General features: G+C 59.4%; 12 protein-coding genes and 4 tRNA genes. All 16 read right to left on the bottom strand.

Features of this window, described 5'->3' with window-relative positions; translation table 11 throughout:
* Positions 1–79 precede the first annotated feature (79 nt).
* Positions 80–550, bottom strand: coding sequence for a 30S ribosomal protein S7 (gene rpsG, locus PQR02_RS31700; RefSeq protein ID WP_006053291.1), 471 nt, complete (start codon positions 548–550; stop codon positions 80–82).
* A 177-nt stretch (positions 551–727) separates the two neighbouring features.
* Positions 728–1108 (bottom strand): 30S ribosomal protein S12, encoded by a 381-nt coding sequence (gene rpsL, locus PQR02_RS31695; protein WP_006998493.1) that lies wholly within the window; start codon positions 1106–1108, stop codon positions 728–730.
* A 218-nt stretch (positions 1109–1326) separates the two neighbouring features.
* Positions 1327–3174 (bottom strand): DNA helicase RecQ, encoded by a 1848-nt coding sequence (recQ, locus tag PQR02_RS31690; RefSeq protein ID WP_408241014.1) that lies wholly within the window; start codon positions 3172–3174, stop codon positions 1327–1329.
* 202 nt (positions 3175–3376) lie between these two features.
* Positions 3377–7615, bottom strand: a complete 4239-nt coding sequence (rpoC, locus tag PQR02_RS31685) for a DNA-directed RNA polymerase subunit beta' (RefSeq protein WP_408241011.1) — start codon at positions 7613–7615, stop codon at positions 3377–3379.
* Positions 7616–7636: 21 nt separating this feature from the next.
* Entirely contained in the window at positions 7637–11743 is a 4107-nt protein-coding gene (gene rpoB, locus PQR02_RS31680) for a DNA-directed RNA polymerase subunit beta (protein WP_408241008.1), read from the bottom strand.
* Between the two features lie 369 nt (positions 11744–12112).
* A complete protein-coding gene (gene rplL, locus PQR02_RS31675; RefSeq protein WP_121315903.1) occupies positions 12113–12487 on the bottom strand; it encodes a 50S ribosomal protein L7/L12 in 375 nt (124 codons plus the stop codon).
* Between the two features lie 63 nt (positions 12488–12550).
* Positions 12551–13054, bottom strand: coding sequence for a 50S ribosomal protein L10 (gene rplJ / locus PQR02_RS31670; RefSeq protein WP_149672966.1), 504 nt, complete (start codon positions 13052–13054; stop codon positions 12551–12553).
* Positions 13055–13354: 300 nt separating this feature from the next.
* Entirely contained in the window at positions 13355–14053 is a 699-nt protein-coding gene (gene rplA / locus PQR02_RS31665) for a 50S ribosomal protein L1 (protein WP_149672965.1), read from the bottom strand.
* The gene (gene rplK / locus PQR02_RS31660) at positions 14054–14485 is read right to left on the bottom strand and encodes a 50S ribosomal protein L11 (protein ID WP_408241003.1); all 432 of its coding nucleotides are present in this window, start codon (positions 14483–14485) and stop codon (positions 14054–14056) included.
* A gap of 164 nt (positions 14486–14649) precedes the next feature.
* The gene (nusG, locus tag PQR02_RS31655; protein ID WP_007180147.1) at positions 14650–15207 is read right to left on the bottom strand and encodes a transcription termination/antitermination protein NusG; all 558 of its coding nucleotides are present in this window, start codon (positions 15205–15207) and stop codon (positions 14650–14652) included.
* Position 15208: 1 nt separating this feature from the next.
* The gene (gene secE, locus PQR02_RS31650; RefSeq protein WP_179707953.1) at positions 15209–15589 is read right to left on the bottom strand and encodes a preprotein translocase subunit SecE; all 381 of its coding nucleotides are present in this window, start codon (positions 15587–15589) and stop codon (positions 15209–15211) included.
* A 36-nt stretch (positions 15590–15625) separates the two neighbouring features.
* Positions 15626–15701, bottom strand: a tRNA-Trp gene (locus tag PQR02_RS31645).
* A 64-nt stretch (positions 15702–15765) separates the two neighbouring features.
* Complete coding sequence (tuf, locus tag PQR02_RS31640; protein ID WP_149672963.1) at positions 15766–16956, bottom strand: elongation factor Tu; 1191 nt, start codon at positions 16954–16956, stop codon at positions 15766–15768.
* A 63-nt stretch (positions 16957–17019) separates the two neighbouring features.
* Positions 17020–17094 (bottom strand) — tRNA-Thr (locus PQR02_RS31635).
* A gap of 16 nt (positions 17095–17110) precedes the next feature.
* Positions 17111–17184 (bottom strand) — tRNA-Gly (locus tag PQR02_RS31630).
* A gap of 40 nt (positions 17185–17224) precedes the next feature.
* A tRNA-Tyr gene (locus PQR02_RS31625) sits at positions 17225–17310 on the bottom strand.
* Positions 17311–17436 lie beyond the last annotated feature (126 nt).

The following is a 17436-nucleotide window of genomic DNA, read 5'->3' as shown; positions in this document are numbered from 1 at the left end:
CAAACGGGCGAGGCGCTTTGTAAGCGCACCCGCCCGGAATTTCTTTCCGCTTTTTCCGCTAAACCCGGGTTCGGGAAGCTTAGAAACGGAAGTGCGAGAACGCCTTATTGGCTTCTGCCATCCGGTGAACTTCGTCGCGCTTCTTCATTGCGCCGCCACGGCCTTCGGCCGCTTCGGAGAGTTCACCTGCCAGACGCAGGGCCATCGACTTCTCGCTGCGCTTCTTCGCGGCTTCACGCAGCCAACGCATCGCCAATGCCATACGACGCGACGGGCGCACTTCGACCGGAACCTGATAGTTCGCACCACCAACGCGGCGGCTCTTGACTTCGACCACCGGCTTGACGTTGTTGAGCGCTACCGTGAACACTTCCAGCGGGTCCTTGCCACCCTTGGTCTGGATCTGTTCGAAAGCGCCGTACACGATACGCTCGGCAACCGACTTCTTGCCGGAGAGCATCAGCACGTTCATGAACTTAGCTACATCAACGTTACCGAACTTCGGATCCGGCAACACTTCCCGCTTGGGGACTTCGCGACGACGCGGCATGTTTCTTCCTTTACCTTTTCAGTTGGAGCTACTTTAGCCCCGCGGCCACCAACTAACCCGATTCATCTTCAAGACTTACCAGCCTGGTCGGGTGACCACTTACTCGACAGCACCGGCGACTCCGGCACCACCGCTATTACCGCCTTTGCAGGCGACCTGAAACTACTGACCGGCTAGTTACTTGCCAGCCTTGGCACGCTTCGCACCGTACTTCGAGCGAGCCTGCTTACGATCCTTGACGCCCTGGGTATCCAGCGAGCCGCGAACCATGTGGTAACGCACACCCGGCAAGTCCTTCACACGACCGCCGCGAATCAGCACGACCGAGTGTTCCTGCAGGTTGTGGCCTTCACCACCGATGTACGAAATGACTTCGAAGCCGTTCGTCAGGCGCACCTTTGCGACCTTACGGAGTGCCGAGTTCGGCTTCTTCGGCGTCGTGGTGTACACACGGGTGCACACGCCGCGACGCTGGGGGCAGTCCTGCAAAGCCGGGCTCTTGCTCTTCGTCGTTTCCGACGCGCGGCCTTTGCGAACCAGTTGATTGATGGTTGGCATTGTTTATTCCTGAAATTGAACAAAATCGACGCATCTGTTTCCGGGCAAAGCAGAAACGATTGCGCATCGAACTTCCGGATGGACTGCAAGTACGTGAACTGGATTCACCGCACGCATTCCAAGGACCGGAACCTAGCATAATATTCCGAAAATACTAAGGGAGTCAACAGCTTGCGATGTTTCGCACCCCTGTCGGACTTCCCTGGCTCCTGGAACGCTCAGTCCGCGGCGACCACTTCCAGCAATTCGTCGCCGAAACGGTCCAGTTTGCGGGCGCCCATGCCCGGAATGCCGCGCAAATCCTCAATGGAATCGGGGCCATTGCGGGCAATTTCCGCCAGCGTCGCATCGTGGAAGATCACGTAGGCCGGTACACCGTCGCTCTTTGCCGTTTCGGTGCGCCAGGCACGCAAACGCTCCCAGCGGGCCCGCTCGCGCGGGCCCATGCCGATTGTCGGATCAGCACGCTCGCTGGTGCGGCCGGACGATTGCCGGGTGCGGATCGGCTTCACGTAACGGCGCATCGTCACGTTCTGCTCGCCCTTGAGCACCGGCTTGCTCGCTTCGGTGAGCACGAGTGAGCCAAAGCCTTCGTGGTCGACCGTCAGATAGCCGAACGCCACCAACTGGCGAAACACCGCGCGCCACTCCGACTCGCCGAGAGCCGCGCCGATGCCGAACGTCGTCAGCTTCTCGTGGCCGCGCTGCATGATTTTCTCGCTGCGATTGCCGCGCAGAATGTCGATCAGATGGCCGGCGCCGAAGTTGAAACCGCTCGCCCGCTGCGCGCGGAACACGCAGGACAGCGCCATTTGCGCCTCGCGTGTCGCGTCCCAGGTTGCCGGCGGTTCGAGACAGTTGTCGCAGTTGCCGCACGGCTTGCTGGTTTCGCCAAAGTAGCCAAGCAGCCGGACGCGCCGGCAAGTCGCTGCCTCGCACAGGCCGAGCAGCGCGTCGAGTTTGCTGGTTTGGACGCGCTTATGGGCGTCGTCGGCATCGGACTCGTCGATCATCTTGCGCTGCTGCACGACGTCGCCGAGACCATAGGCCATCCACGCGTTCGCCGGCATGCCGTCGCGGCCGGCACGACCGGTTTCCTGGTAGTAGCCTTCGACGCTCTTCGGCAAGTCGAGGTGAGCGACGAAACGCACGTCGGGTTTGTCGATGCCCATGCCGAACGCGATCGTCGCGCACATCACGATGCCTTCTTCGCGCTGGAACATCTCCTGATGCTTCTGGCGAATCTCGAACTCCATGCCGGCGTGATACGGCAACGCGCGCATCCCCTTTTCTTTAAGCCACTCCGCGGTTTCTTCCACCTTGCGGCGCGACAGGCAATAGACCACACCGGCGTCGGTGGTGCCGTCCGGCCGCGAATGCTCGGCGCGGATGAAGTCCAGCAACTGCGCGCGCGCATTGTCCTTTTCGGCGATGCGATAGCGGATGTTCGGCCGGTCGAAACTCGACACGAAGATGCGAGCGTCATCAAGCGCCAGGCGGTCGATGATTTCGTCGCGGGTGATCGCGTCCGCGGTGGCGGTGAGTGCGATGCGTGGCACGTTGGGAAAGCGCTGGTGCAGCACCGACAGCTGAATATATTCGGGCCGGAAATCGTGCCCCCATTGCGATACGCAATGCGCTTCGTCGATCGCGAACAAGCCGATGCGCGTGCGCTCCAGTAACTCCTGGAATCGTGGCGTCATCAGACGTTCCGGCGCAACGTAAAGCAGGTCGATCTCGCCCTCGCGCAGCGCCCGCTCGGTGGCCATCGCCTCCGCGCTCGACAGCGTGGAGTTCAGATACGCCGCGCGCACGCCGACTTCGGTGAGCGCGGCCACCTGATCCTGCATCAGCGCGATCAGCGGCGACACGACGATGCCGGCGCCGAAGCCGCCTTCGCGCCGCACCAGTGACGGAATCTGATAGCACAGCGATTTGCCACCGCCCGTCGGCATCAGCACGAGGCAATCGCCGCCGCCGGCGACGTGCTCGACAATTTCGCCCTGCTGCCCTCTGAACGCGGGATAGCCGAATACTTCGTTGAGGATCTGGAGCGGACGGGACATGAATTTGCGAGAAGCAGCCAAAGGCCGGTGACACGAATTTTACCAACGCATTCGTGCTGCGCCCGCGCTTTGCAACAACGTTAGCCATCCGGCCTAAGAATCCGCAAAGTCGCGCAAGAAAGAGGCGCATAAAAAAAGCCGCTCAGTCGAAACTGAGCGGCTTCGCTGGCTGGTGAGCCCAAGCGGCTTGCGCCGCCGGGACTTACTCGCCTGAGTGCTGCTGTTCGGCGGCCGGGGTTTCCGGCGTACCGAATTCGAACGACTCTTCCGCTGCGATCTGATCGAAACGCTCGCGGTCGGACAGTTCCTTGCTCTTGCGTGCCTTGTGGAACGCGAGACCCGTACCGGCCGGAATCAGACGGCCGACGATCACGTTTTCCTTCAGGCCACGCAGGTCGTCGCGCTTGCCCATGATCGCCGCTTCGGTCAACACGCGGGTCGTTTCCTGGAACGACGCCGCGGAGATGAACGAATCGGTCGACAGCGACGCCTTCGTGATACCAAGCAACACGTTTTCATACGTTGCCGGACGCTTGTCTTCCGCGATCATACGGTCGTTCTCGTCGAGCATATCCGACCGCTCGACCTGTTCGCCCGGGATGAAACGCGTATCGCCGTTGTCCGTAATCTGCACGCGGCGCAGCATCTGACGAACAATCACTTCGATGTGCTTGTCGTTGATCTTCACGCCTTGCAGACGGTACACGTCCTGCACTTCGTCCACGATGTAACGCGACAGCGCTTCGACGCCCTGCAAACGCAGGATGTCGTGCGGATCCGCCGGCCCGTCGACGATCATTTCGCCCTTGTTGACGACCTGACCATCGTGCACCAGAACCTGCTTTTCCTTCGCGATCAGGAACTCGTGCTGGTTGCCCTCGAGGTCCGTGATAACGAGACGCTGCTTGCCCTTCGTGTCCTTACCGAACGACGTCGTACCCGTGACTTCCGCCAGGATACCTGCGTCCTTCGGCGAACGTGCTTCGAACAGTTCCGCCACACGCGGCAGACCGCCGGTAATGTCACGCGTCTTCTGCGATTCGGTCGGGATACGTGCGAGCACTTCACCGACCTGCACTTGCTGACCGTCCTTCACGGTGATCAGAGCGCCGACCTGGAAGCCGATCTGCACCGAATGCTCGGTGTTCGGGATCTTGACTTCTTCGCCGTTCGCATCGAGCAGCTTGACCTGCGGACGCACCGTCTTCGAAGCTTGCGAACCACGACGCTTCACGTCGATCACGACCAGCGTCGACAGACCCGTCACATCGTCGATCTGCTTCGCAACGGTCACGCCTTCTTCGACGTTTTCGAACTTCACCGTACCACCGTACTCGGTGATGATCGGACGCGTCATCGGATCCCACGTCGCCAGTTGCGTGCCGGCCTTGATCTGCGCGCCGTCCAGTTGCAACAGCGTCGCGCCGTACGGCACCTTGTGACGTTCGCGCTCGCGGCCGTGGTCGTCGGTGATCATCGCTTCGCCCGAACGCGAGATGACGATCTGTTCGCCCTTCGCGTTGGTGACGTAACGCATCGTCGCCGTGAACCGCACCGTACCGTTCGACTTCGCTTCAACCGACGAAGCCACTGCCGCACGCGACGCCGCACCACCGATGTGGAACGTACGCATCGTGAGCTGCGTGCCCGGTTCACCGATCGACTGAGCAGCGATCACGCCGACTGCTTCACCGACGTTGACCGACGAGCCGCGGCCCAGGTCGCGGCCGTAGCAGGCTGCGCACAGACCGTAACGCGTTTCGCAAGTCAGCGGCGTACGCACGCGCACTTCGTCGATGCCGAGGCGTTCGATTTCTTCGACCGCGTCTTCGTCGAGCAAGGAGCCCGATTCGTACAGCGTTTCCTGCGATTCCGGATTGACGACGTCAGCCACCGCCACGCGACCGAGAATACGGTCACGCAGCGCTTCGACGACTTCACCGCCTTCGACCAACGCCTTCATGGCGACGCCGTTCGACGTGCCGCAATCGTCCTCGACCACCACCAGATCCTGCGTCACGTCGACCAGACGTCGCGTCAGGTAACCCGAGTTCGCCGTCTTCAGTGCCGTATCAGCCAGACCCTTACGTGCACCGTGGGTCGAGATGAAGTACTGCAACACGTTCAGGCCTTCACGGAAGTTCGCCGTAATCGGCGTCTCGATGATCGAGCCGTCCGGCTTCGCCATCAGGCCACGCATACCGGCAAGCTGACGAATCTGAACTGCCGAACCACGAGCACCCGAGTCCGCCATCATGTAAATCGAGTTGAACGATTCCTGACGCGTTTCGTTGCCGTCGCGGTCCGTGACCGGTTCCGTCGACAGCTGTTCCATCATCGCCTTGCCGACCGCTTCCGACGTTGCCGACCAGATGTCGACCACGTTGTTGTAGCGCTCTTGCGACGTGACGAGACCCGACATGTACTGACGGTCGTACTCCTTCACCTTCTTCGCGGCGTCGCCGACGATGGTTTCCTTCTGCGGCGGCACGAGCATGTCGTCGACGCAGATCGAGATACCAGCGCGCGTTGCCAGACGGAAACCCGACTGCATCAACTGGTCGGCGAAAATCACCGTTTCGCGCAGACCGCACTTGCGGAATGCGGTGTTGATCAGACGCGAGATTTCCTTCTTCTTCAGCGGCTTGTTCAGCACCGAGAACGGCAGGCCCGGCGGCAGAATTTCCGACAGGATTGCACGGCCGACGGTCGTCGCGTACAGCGAGATCTTCGGCACGAACGCCGGCGCGCCTTCCGACTTATCTTCGTTCTGGACCATTTCCGTGATCCGCACGTTGACGCGCGAGGCCAGCTCGACTTCCTTGTTCTCGTATGCACGCAGCGCTTCCGAGACGCCCGTGAACGTCAGGCCTTCGCCCTTGGCGTTCACCGCTTCGCGGGTCGCGTAGTACAGGCCGAGCACGATGTCCTGCGACGGCACGATCGACGGATCACCGTTGGCCGGGAACAGCACGTTGTTCGACGCCAGCATCAGCGTGCGCGCTTCCATCTGCGCTTCGAGCGACAGCGGCACGTGAACAGCCATCTGGTCACCGTCGAAGTCGGCGTTGAACGCCGCGCAAACGAGCGGGTGCAGCTGGATTGCCTTACCTTCGATCAGCACCGGCTCGAAAGCCTGAATGCCGAGACGGTGCAGCGTCGGCGCACGGTTCAGCATGACCGGATGTTCGCGGATCACCTCTTCGAGGATGTCCCACACCACCGGCGTCTGGTTCTCGACTTCCTTCTTCGCAGCCTTGATGGTGGTAGCCACACCCATCACTTCGAGCTTGTTGAAGATGAACGGCTTGAACAGTTCGAGCGCCATCAGCTTCGGCAGACCGCATTGATGCAGCTTGAGCGTCGGGCCGACCACGATCACCGAACGACCCGAGTAGTCGACGCGCTTACCGAGCAAGTTCTGACGGAAACGACCGCCCTTACCCTTGATCATGTCGGCAAGCGACTTCAGCGGACGCTTGTTCGCGCCGGTCATTGCCTTACCGCGACGGCCGTTGTCGAGCAGTGAGTCGACGGCTTCCTGCAGCATCCGCTTTTCGTTGCGGACGATGATTTCAGGCGCCTTCAGTTCGAGCAGACGCTTCAACCGGTTGTTACGGTTGATCACGCGGCGATACAGGTCGTTCAGGTCCGACGTCGCGAAACGGCCACCGTCCAGCGGCACCAGCGGACGCAGTTCCGGCGGCAGCACCGGCAGCACTTCGAGCACCATCCAGTCAGGCTTGATGCCCGAGCGTTGGAAAGCCTCGAGCACCTTCAGGCGCTTCGCGTACTTCTTGATCTTCGCTTCCGAACCCGTGTTCTTGAGTTCGGTACGGAGCATCTCGACCTGTTCGTCGATGTTGATCGCGCGCAGCAGCTCGCGAACGCCTTCCGCGCCCATCTCGGCACGGAATTCGTCACCGTATTCTTCGACCTTGTTGTAGTAATCCTCTTCGGTCATGATCTGCCGCGCTTTCAGCGGCGTCATGCCCGGATCGATCACCACATATGCTTCGAAGTACAGCACGCGTTCGATGTCGCGCAGCGTCATGTCGAGCACCATGCCCAGACGCGACGGCAGCGACTTCAGGAACCAGATGTGCGCAACCGGCGAGGCCAGTTCGATGTGGCCCATCCGTTCGCGACGCACCTTCGCGAGCGTCACTTCGACACCGCACTTCTCGCAGATCACCCCACGGTGCTTCAGACGCTTGTACTTGCCACAAAGGCATTCGTAGTCTTTGATCGGCCCGAAAATCTTCGCGCAGAACAGACCATCACGCTCCGGCTTGAACGTCCGGTAGTTGATGGTTTCCGGCTTCTTCACTTCACCGAACGACCACGAACGAATCTTGTCCGGCGAGGCCAGACCGATCTTGATCGCGTCAAAAACTTCAGGTTGTTGGACTTGCTTGAATAGATCGAGCAAAGCTTTCATCGCTTCTCTCCAGTAGTCCGATTAGTTGCGGTCGAGGTCAATATCGATACCCAGCGAGCGGATTTCCTTCACCAACACGTTAAAGGATTCCGGCATGCCTGCATCGATCACGTGATCGCCCTTGACCAGGTTCTCGTACACCTTGGTCCGGCCTGTCACGTCGTCCGACTTCACCGTCAGCATTTCCTGCAGCACGTACGATGCGCCGTACGCTTCGAGCGCCCACACTTCCATTTCACCGAAACGCTGGCCACCGAACTGCGCCTTACCGCCCAACGGCTGCTGCGTCACGAGCGAGTACGGGCCCGTGGAACGCGCGTGCATCTTGTCGTCGACCAGGTGGTGCAGTTTCAGGTAGTGCATGTAGCCGACCGTCACCGTACGTTCGAACATCTCGCCCGTGCGACCGTCGTACAGACGAACCTGATTCTTCGACGGCGTCATGCCGAGGTTCTTCGCGATGTCGTCCGGGAATGCCAGATCCAGCGCGCGCGACATTTCTTCTTCCGTCGCACCGTCGAACACCGGCGTTGCAAACGGCACGCCTTCGCGCAGGTTCTTCGCCAGTTCGACAATTTCGTCGTCGGTGAAGCTGTCCAGCTCTTCGGCACGGCCCGACTCGTTGTAGATCTTGGTCAGGAATTCACGCAGTTCAGTGATCTTCGCCTGACGCTGCAGCATTTCGCCGATACGCCAGCCCAAACCCTTCGCGGCCCAACCCAGATGCACTTCGAGAACCTGACCCACGTTCATCCGCGACGGCACGCCGAGCGGGTTCAGAACGACGTCAGCCGGACGGCCGTCGGCCATGTACGGCATGTCTTCTATCGGGACGATCTTCGACACCACACCCTTGTTACCGTGACGGCCGGCCATCTTGTCGCCAGGCTGCAGACGGCGCTTGACTGCCAGATACACCTTGACCATCTTCAGCACGCCCGGCGGCAGTTCGTCGCCCTGCGTGAGCTTCTTGCGCTTTTCTTCGAACGCCAGATCGAACTGGTGACGCTTCTCTTCGATCGAGTTCTTGATCGCTTCGAGCTGCGCCGCTGCTTCTTCGTCCGCGAGACGGATGTCGAACCAGTGGTAGTGATCGAGATCTTCCAGGTAAGCCTGTTCGATCTTCGTTCCCTTCGCGAGCTTCTTCGGACCGCCGTTGGCGACCTTGCCGTCGAGCATCCGTGCGAGACGCTGGAACGCGTCGCCTTCCACGATGCGCAACTGGTCGTTCAGGTCGAGGCGATAGCGCTTCAGTTCATCGTCGATGATCTGTTGCGCGCGCTTGTCGCGCTGAATGCCTTCACGCGTGAACACCTGCACGTCGATGACCGTGCCGCTCATGCCCGAGGGCACGCGCAGCGACGTGTCCTTCACGTCCGAGGCCTTCTCGCCGAAGATCGCGCGCAGCAGCTTTTCTTCCGGAGTGAGCTGGGTTTCGCCCTTCGGCGTAACCTTGCCCACGAGCACGTCGCCCGCTTCGACTTCCGCGCCGATGTACACGATGCCCGACTCGTCGAGACGGCCAAGCTGTACTTCCGCGAGGTTCGAAATGTCGCGCGTGATTTCTTCCGGTCCGAGCTTCGTGTCACGAGCCACGACATTCAGTTCTTCGATGTGGATCGACGTGTAGCGATCGTCGGCCACGACCTTTTCAGAGATCAGGATCGAGTCTTCGAAGTTGTAGCCGTTCCACGGCATGAACGCGATCAGCATGTTCTGGCCGAGCGCGAGCTCGCCCAGATCGGTCGATGCGCCGTCAGCCAGCACGTCGCCGCGCGCAACCTTGTCGCCCATCTTCACGATCGGGCGCTGGTTGATGTTCGTGTTCTGGTTCGAACGCGTGTACTTGATCAGGTTGTAGATGTCGACACCGACGTCGCCCGCAACCGCCTCGTCGTCGTTCACACGAATCACGATACGGCCTGCGTCGACGTAATCCACGACACCGCCGCGGAACGCCTGAACCGTCGTACCCGAGTCGACCGCCACCGTGCGCTCGATACCCGTACCGACCACGGCCTTTTCAGGGCGCAGACACGGCACAGCCTGACGCTGCATGTTCGAACCCATCAACGCGCGATTCGCGTCATCGTGCTCGAGGAACGGAATCAGCGAGGCTGCCACCGAGACGATCTGCGACGGCGCCACGTCCATGTACTGGATGCGATCCGGCGTGACCATCAGCGTTTCGCCAGCTTCACGCGACGAAACCAGCTCGTCGGTCAGCGTGCCGTCGGCAGCGACCGCCGCGTTCGCCTGAGCGATCACGTAACGGCCTTCTTCGATCGCCGACAGGTAGTCGATCTGGTCGGTCACCTTGCTGTCCACGACCTTGCGATACGGCGTTTCGAGGAAGCCGTATTCGTTCAGGTGCGCGTACAGCGCGAGCGAGTTGATCAGGCCGATGTTCGGACCTTCAGGCGTTTCAATCGGGCACACACGACCGTAGTGAGTCGGGTGCACGTCGCGGACTTCAAAACCTGCTCGCTCACGGGTCAAACCGCCCGGGCCAAGTGCCGACACGCGGCGCTTGTGGGTGATTTCCGACAGCGGGTTCGTTTGGTCCATGAACTGCGAGAGCTGCGACGAACCGAAGAACTCGCGAATTGCCGACGAAATCGGCTTCGAGTTGATCAGGTCGTGCGGCATCAGGTTTTCGCTTTCGGCCTGGCCAAGGCGTTCCTTCACAGCACGCTCGACACGCACGAGACCGGCTCGGAACTGGTTTTCCGCCAGTTCGCCGACGCAACGCACACGGCGATTGCCCAAGTGGTCGATATCGTCCACTTCGCCCTTGCCGTTACGCAGCTCGACCAGGATCTTGATCGTTGCGAGGATGTCATCGTCTTGCAGCGTCATCGGTCCGACGATCTCGTCGCGACCCACGCGACGATTGAACTTCATACGACCCACCTTGGACAGGTCGTATGCGTCTTCGCTGTAGAACAGACGGTTGAACAGCGCCTCGACCGCTTCTTCGGTCGGCGGTTCGCCCGGGCGCATCATGCGGTAGATCGCGATCCGAGCGGCCATCTTGTCCGCGGTTTCGTCGATACGCAGCGTCGACGAGATGTACGGACCTTGATCCAGATCGTTCGTGTAGAGCGTCTGGATGTCTTTGATCTTCGCTTCACGGAGCTTTTCGAGGACGGTTTCGGTGATTTCGTCGTTCGCGTTGGCGATGACTTCACCGGTGTCGCCGTCGACGACGTTCTTCGCCAGCACGCGGCCGAGGAGATAGTCTTCCGGGACCGAGATGAACTTGGTCTTCGCGTTGTCGAGGTCGCGAATGTGTTTCGCGTTGATCCGCTTGTCCTTCTGGACGATCACGTTGCCGTCACGGTCCGAGATGTCGAAGCGCGCCACTTCGCCACGCAGACGCTCCGGCACGAATTCCATCTGCGCGCCTTCCGGCATCAGCGTGAAATTGTCGAACACGAAGAAGTTTGCGAGGATCTGTTCCGGCGTGAGGCCGATTGCCTTCAGCAGGATCGTGACCGGCATCTTGCGGCGACGGTCGACGCGGAAATACAGCACGTCCTTCGGGTCGAACTCGAAGTCGAGCCACGAACCACGGTAAGGAATGATACGGGCGGAGAACAGGAGCTTGCCCGAACTGTGCGTCTTGCCCTTGTCGTGTTCGAAGAACACGCCCGGCGAACGGTGCAGCTGCGAAACGATCACACGTTCCGTGCCGTTGATGACGAATGAACCGGTCGGCGTCATGAGCGGAATTTCGCCCATGTACACTTCCTGTTCCTTCACTTCCTTGACGACCGGCTTGCTCGGCGATTCCTTGTCGAGCAGCACCAGACGCACTTTCGCGCGCAAGGCCGAGCAGTACGTCAGACCGCGCTGCTGACATTCCTTGATGTTGAATGCCGGCGGCGACAGCATGTAGCTGACGAACTCTAGACGTGCGAATCCGTTATGCGAAACAATCGGAAAAACGGAAGTAAACGCAGCCTGCAGGCCTTCCGGCTTGCGTTGCGTGGACGACGTGTCTGCTTGCAGAAACGTGCTGAATGATTCAAGCTGGGTAGCCAGCAGGAAAGGTACTTGGTGAACGATGGGGCGCTTCGCAAAACTCTTGCGAATACGCTTCTTCTCGGTGAAGGAATATTGCATACGATCTCCGAATCACGGCGGGCATTGTTGTCGAGGCAGGATACCTTGATGAGACAACCCGAGTGTTCACCGACTGAGACCCGATGGCCGTCCGATGGCTTGAACGAGCCTAGAAGCTTGGTGGTTGGCCTCTACCAACCGCTGGCTGACGGCAGCGGATGCCTGTGTTGCCCGCTACCCGACCAAACTTGCCTTCTGCAGTCGCTTCAGAAGACAAAGAGAAACGCCGGTCAATGTTGCCGATGGCGGTTTTCTTTGGCTTCTGGGAGTCACGTTCTTGCCGAAACGGCCTTGCAAAAACGCGGCTCCCACAAAGCACAAAAAGGCCGGCGGTGCAAAACCGCCAGCCTTCGCACAGCGCGCTGAAACTTACTTGATTTCAGCCTTCGCGCCGGCTTCTTCCAGCTTCTTCTTGGCTTCTTCAGCAGCAGCCTTCGGTACCGATTCCTTAACGGGCTTCGGTGCGCCGTCGACCAGGTCCTTCGCTTCCTTCAGGCCGAGACCCGTCAGTTCGCGAACAGCCTTAATGACGGAAACCTTGTTCGCGCCAACCTCGACCAGGTTGACCGTGAATTCGGTCTGCTCTTCAGCGGCAGCAGCAGCGCCGCCGCCTGCCGGGCCTGCCACTGCGACAGCAGCTGCCGACACGCCAAACTTTTCTTCGAACGCCTTAACCAGCTCGTTCAGTTCCAGAACCGACATCGAGCCTACGGCTTCGAGGATGTCTTCTTTTGCGATTGCCATTTGAAATACTCCTAAATTGAATTCGGATACAGCTAGCGATCAATTACGCTCGGCTGAAGAACGTTAAGCAGCGGACTCTTCGCCCTGCTTCTTTTCCGCCAGCGCGGCCAAAGCGCGCGCAAAGCCGGAAACAGGAGCTTGCATAACGAACAACAGCTTGGAGAGCAGTTCCTCGCGGCTCGGGATGTTGGCCAGCGCTTGCACGCCTGCCTTGTCCATCACGTTGCCTTCGTAGGAGCCAGCCTTGATGACCAACTTGTCATTGCTCTTGCTGAAGTCATTGACGACCTTAGCAGCAGCAATTGCATCTTCCGAGATGCCGTAGATCAGGGGGCCAGTCATCTGCTCTGCCAGCGGAGCGAACGGGGTACCTTCAACAGCGCGGCGCGCCAGCGTGTTCTTCAACACGCGAAGGTAAACCTGTTGCTCACGCGCTTTCGCGCGCAGCTTGGTCAGATCGCCAACCGTGATCCCACGATACTCAGCCAGAACCACGGTCTGGGCTTTCGCGACTTGCGCGGCAACCTCAGCGACGACGGCCTGCTTGCTTTCTTTGTTGAGTGGCACGGTTAACCTCCAGATTCGATACACGCAGCGTGCGCCTTGTGTACCGCGTTCAATAACGGCGTCCGACCAGTCAGGAGTATTTCGACCGTCCGAGGCCCACATCACTGCGGACATCCAACGGTTTCATCACTACAAAACCTTTTCGGGTTCGCCATCTGCGTTGGCCTTACATTAAGGACTCGCCTACTTGCTGCGTGCCCGCCAACGGTCTTTGACAACCGGTTGCGCGATGCAAACCACCACCTCACAACCGCCCAAAGCCCATAAAACCGCCCAGACTCTCGTCGAGGCGATAAATTTTTACTGTGCTGCGATCGATGCCTGGTCGACGCGAACGCCAACACCCATCGTGCTCGACACCGCAACTTTGCGCAGGTAGACACCCTTGCTCGTTGCCGGCTTGGCCTTTTGCAGCGCTTCGACGAGAGCGTTCAGGTTGCTACGCAAAGCCGTCGGCTCGAACGATGCACGGCCGATGGTCGCATGGATGATACCGGCCTTGTCGACACGGAATTGCACCTGACCAGCCTTGGCGTTCTTCACTGCGGTCGCAACGTCCGGCGTAACGGTGCCAACCTTCGGGTTCGGCATCAGGCCGCGCGGGCCGAGGATCTGACCCAGCGTACCGACAACGCGCATTGTGTCAGGCGAAGCGATCACAATGTCGAAGTCCAGCTTGCCAGCCTTGACCTGTTCAGCCAGGTCTTCCATACCGACGACTTCTGCGCCAGCTGCACGAGCTTGCTCGGCCTTTTCGCCTTGCGCGAACACTGCGACGCGGACCGATTTGCCGGTACCAGCCGGCAGCACGACCGAGCCACGAACCACTTGGTCCGACTTTTTCGCGTCGATGCCGAGTTGCACTGCGACGTCGATCGATTCGTCGAACTTCGCGCTTGCGCATTCCTTCACGAGCGACAGAGCGTCATCGATCGGGTACAGCTTCTGACGATCAACTTTGGCTGCAAATGCTTGCAGACGCTTCGAAAGCTTAGCCATTTACACGCCCTCCACAATGATGCCCATCGAGCGGGCGCTACCAGCGATCGTACGAACCGCTGCGTCCAGATCAGCTGCCGTGAGATCGGGCATCTTGGTTTTGGCGATGTCTTCAGCTTGAGCACGGGTAATCTTACCGACCTTGTCGGTATGCGGCTTGCTCGAACCTTTGTCGATCTTCGCTGCCTTCTTGATCAAAACCGTCGCCGGCGGCGTCTTCAGGACAAACGTGAAGCTCTTGTCAGCAAACGCGGTGATCACGACCGGAATCGGCAGACCCGGTTCCAGTGCTTGAGTCTGCGCGTTGAACGCCTTGCAGAACTCCATGATGTTCAGGCCGCGTTGGCCGAGTGCCGGACCGACCGGCGGCGACGGGTTGGCTTTCCCTGCAGGAATCTGCAGCTTGATAAAGCCGATGATTTTCTTTGCCATGTTGAAAACCTCTTTGGAACGTCGCACGCGTACATGCGAACGCTCAGTGAGTAGTAGCGCGCGTTCACCGAAAATTGGTTACTTACGCTCCTCAACAGCCATTACGCGGACCGTAAGCGCGAAATACGGAACGCACCAATTGGTGCGTTCCGTAGAATTCTGGATTACAACTTTTCGACCTGGCCGAATTCCAGCTCGACCGGCGTTGCGCGGCCGAAAATTGTGACAGAAACACGGACGCGCGACTTTTCGTAATTCACTTCTTCGACGCTGCCATTGAAATCCGTGAATGGACCGTCCTTCACTCGCACCATCTCGCCTACTTCAAACAGGGTCTTCGGCCGCGGTTTCTCCACGCCTTCCTGCATTTGCGACATGATTTTCTCGACTTCCCGCGGGGAAATCGGACTCGGGCGATTGCGTGCACCGCCAACAAAGCCTGTCACCTTGGCCGTGTTCTTCACGAGGTGCCACGTCTCGTCCGTCATTTCCATTTCCACAAGTACGTAGCCCGGGAAAAAACGACGTTCGGTCACCGATTTATGACCGCCTTTCACCTCGACCACTTCTTCAGTCGGAACGAGGATTTGACCAAACTGGTCTTGCATGCCAGCACGTTCGATACGCTCCTGAAGCGCACGTTGCACGCTCTTTTCCATGCCGGAGTAAGCGTGCACCACGTACCAGCGCTTGCCGCTCGGGGATGCCGGAGTATCGCTCATATCATTTCCAACCCAGAATCACCGAGAAAATCGCCCATTCGATGGATTTATCGCTAACCCACAGAAAGATCGCCATAACGAACACGAAGCCGAACACTACGAGCGTTGTCTGGGTAGCCTCTTTGCGAGTAGGCCAAACAACCTTTCGGACTTCCTTGTACGAGTCTTTGGCGAAAGCGATGAAACCCTTGCCAGGCGCAGAGAGAAGACCGACTGCAACACCCGCGATCGCGCCAACAGCCAAGGCGGCTCCGCGGATGTACCATTCCTGGCCATTGAGCCAGAAGAACCCCACGAACCCGGCCAAGACCAACAATACGCCTGCGACGAGCATCAACTTGTCGCCGGATGTATTTACAGTTTCGACGGAAGGATTCGCCATAACACCTTAACGAAGCGTCACATACGACGCAAGAGTTGGCAGGGGCAGAGGGAATCGAACCCCCAACCTTCGGTTTTGGAGACCGACGCTCTGCCAGTTGAGCTATGCCCCTAAACCATTTGGGGTTGACGACACCGCCAACCCCGAGACTACCGATTGACGAGAACTATCTGGCGTTACTCGAGAATCTTGGCAACCACACCTGCGCCGACGGTACGGCCGCCTTCGCGGATTGCGAAACGCAGGCCTTCTTCCATCGCGATCGGGTTGATCAGCTTCACCGTGATCGACACGTTGTCGCCCGGCATGACCATTTCCTTGTCCTTCGGCAACTCGATCGAGCCCGTCACGTCCGTTGTACGGAAGTAGAACTGCGGACGATAGTTGTTGAAGAACGGCGTGTGACGGCCACCTTCGTCCTTGCTCAGCACGTATACTTCAGCCGTGAAATGCGTGTGCGGGTTGATCGAACCCGGCTTCGCCAGAACCTGGCCACGCTCCACGTCTTCACGCTTCGTGCCGCGCAGCAGGATACCGACGTTGTCGCCTGCCTGACCTTGGTCGAGCAGCTTGCGGAACATTTCCACGCCCGTGCAGGTCGTCTTCACCGTCGGCTTGATACCGACGATTTCGATTTCTTCGCCGACCTTGACGACGCCGCGCTCAACCCGACCCGTCACCACCGTGCCACGACCCGAGATCGAGAACACGTCTTCCACCGGCATCAGGAACGTGCCATCCACTGCGCGCTCCGGCGTCGGAATGTACGTGTCCAGCGCGTCAGCCAGGTTCATGATCGCCACTTCGCCCAGCTCGCCCTTGTCGCCTTCCAGCGCCAGCTTGGCCGAACCCTTGATGATCGGCGTGTCGTCACCCGGGAAGTCGTACTTCGACAGAAGTTCGCGAACTTCCATCTCGACCAGCTCCAGCAGCTCAGCGTCGTCCACCATGTCGCACTTGTTCAGGAACACGATGATGTACGGAACGCCAACCTGGCGCGCCAGCAGGATGTGCTCACGCGTTTGCGGCATCGGGCCGTCTGCGGCCGAGCACACCAGGATCGCGCCGTCCATCTGCGCTGCGCCCGTGATCATGTTCTTCACATAGTCAGCGTGGCCCGGGCAGTCGACGTGTGCATAGTGGCGGTTCGCCGTTTCGTACTCGACGTGTGCCGTGTTGATCGTGATACCACGCGCCTTTTCTTCCGGCGCCGCGTCGATCTGGTCGTATGCCTTCGCTTCGCCGCCGAACTTCTGCGTCAGAACCGTCGTGATCGCTGCCGTCAGCGTGGTCTTGCCGTGGTCAACGTGACCGATCGTGCCGACGTTCACGTGCGGCTTGGTCCGCTCAAACTTACCCTTGGCCATTTTCGACTCCTAAGAGGATTTTTCCGTACGTTGCGCCGGGCGCAAACAATCACTGAGTACTTCTGGTGCCCATGGGCAGGATCGAACTGCCGACCTCTCCCTTACCAAGGGAGTGCTCTACCACTGAGCCACATGGGCGCTACTTCTGCGTTGCTGGAGCGGGTGAAGGGAATCGAACCCTCGTCGTAAGCTTGGAAGGCTTCTGCTCTACCATTGAGCTACACCCGCAAGAATTCATGGATTCCCAACAACTGCTACAACTTTTATCTGGTGGAGGAGGTTGGATTCGAACCAACGTAGGCGTAAGCCAACAGATTTACAGTCTGCCCCCTTTAGCCACTCGGGCACCCCTCCGTAGAGAACTGATGATTATGGGGGAACAGCCGCTTGTTGTCAAGACTTGCTTGACCGTCCCAAACCAAGGTTCTCACTTATATAGTGATTTCAGCACTTCCGTAAACGCAGAAACCCCACCTTTTG

Origin of the sequence: Paraburkholderia sediminicola (assembly GCF_046026895.1) — a bacterium.
Lineage (GTDB): Bacteria > Pseudomonadota > Gammaproteobacteria > Burkholderiales > Burkholderiaceae > Paraburkholderia > Paraburkholderia sediminicola_C.
This window is presented reverse-complemented; position numbering and strand designations above follow the sequence as displayed.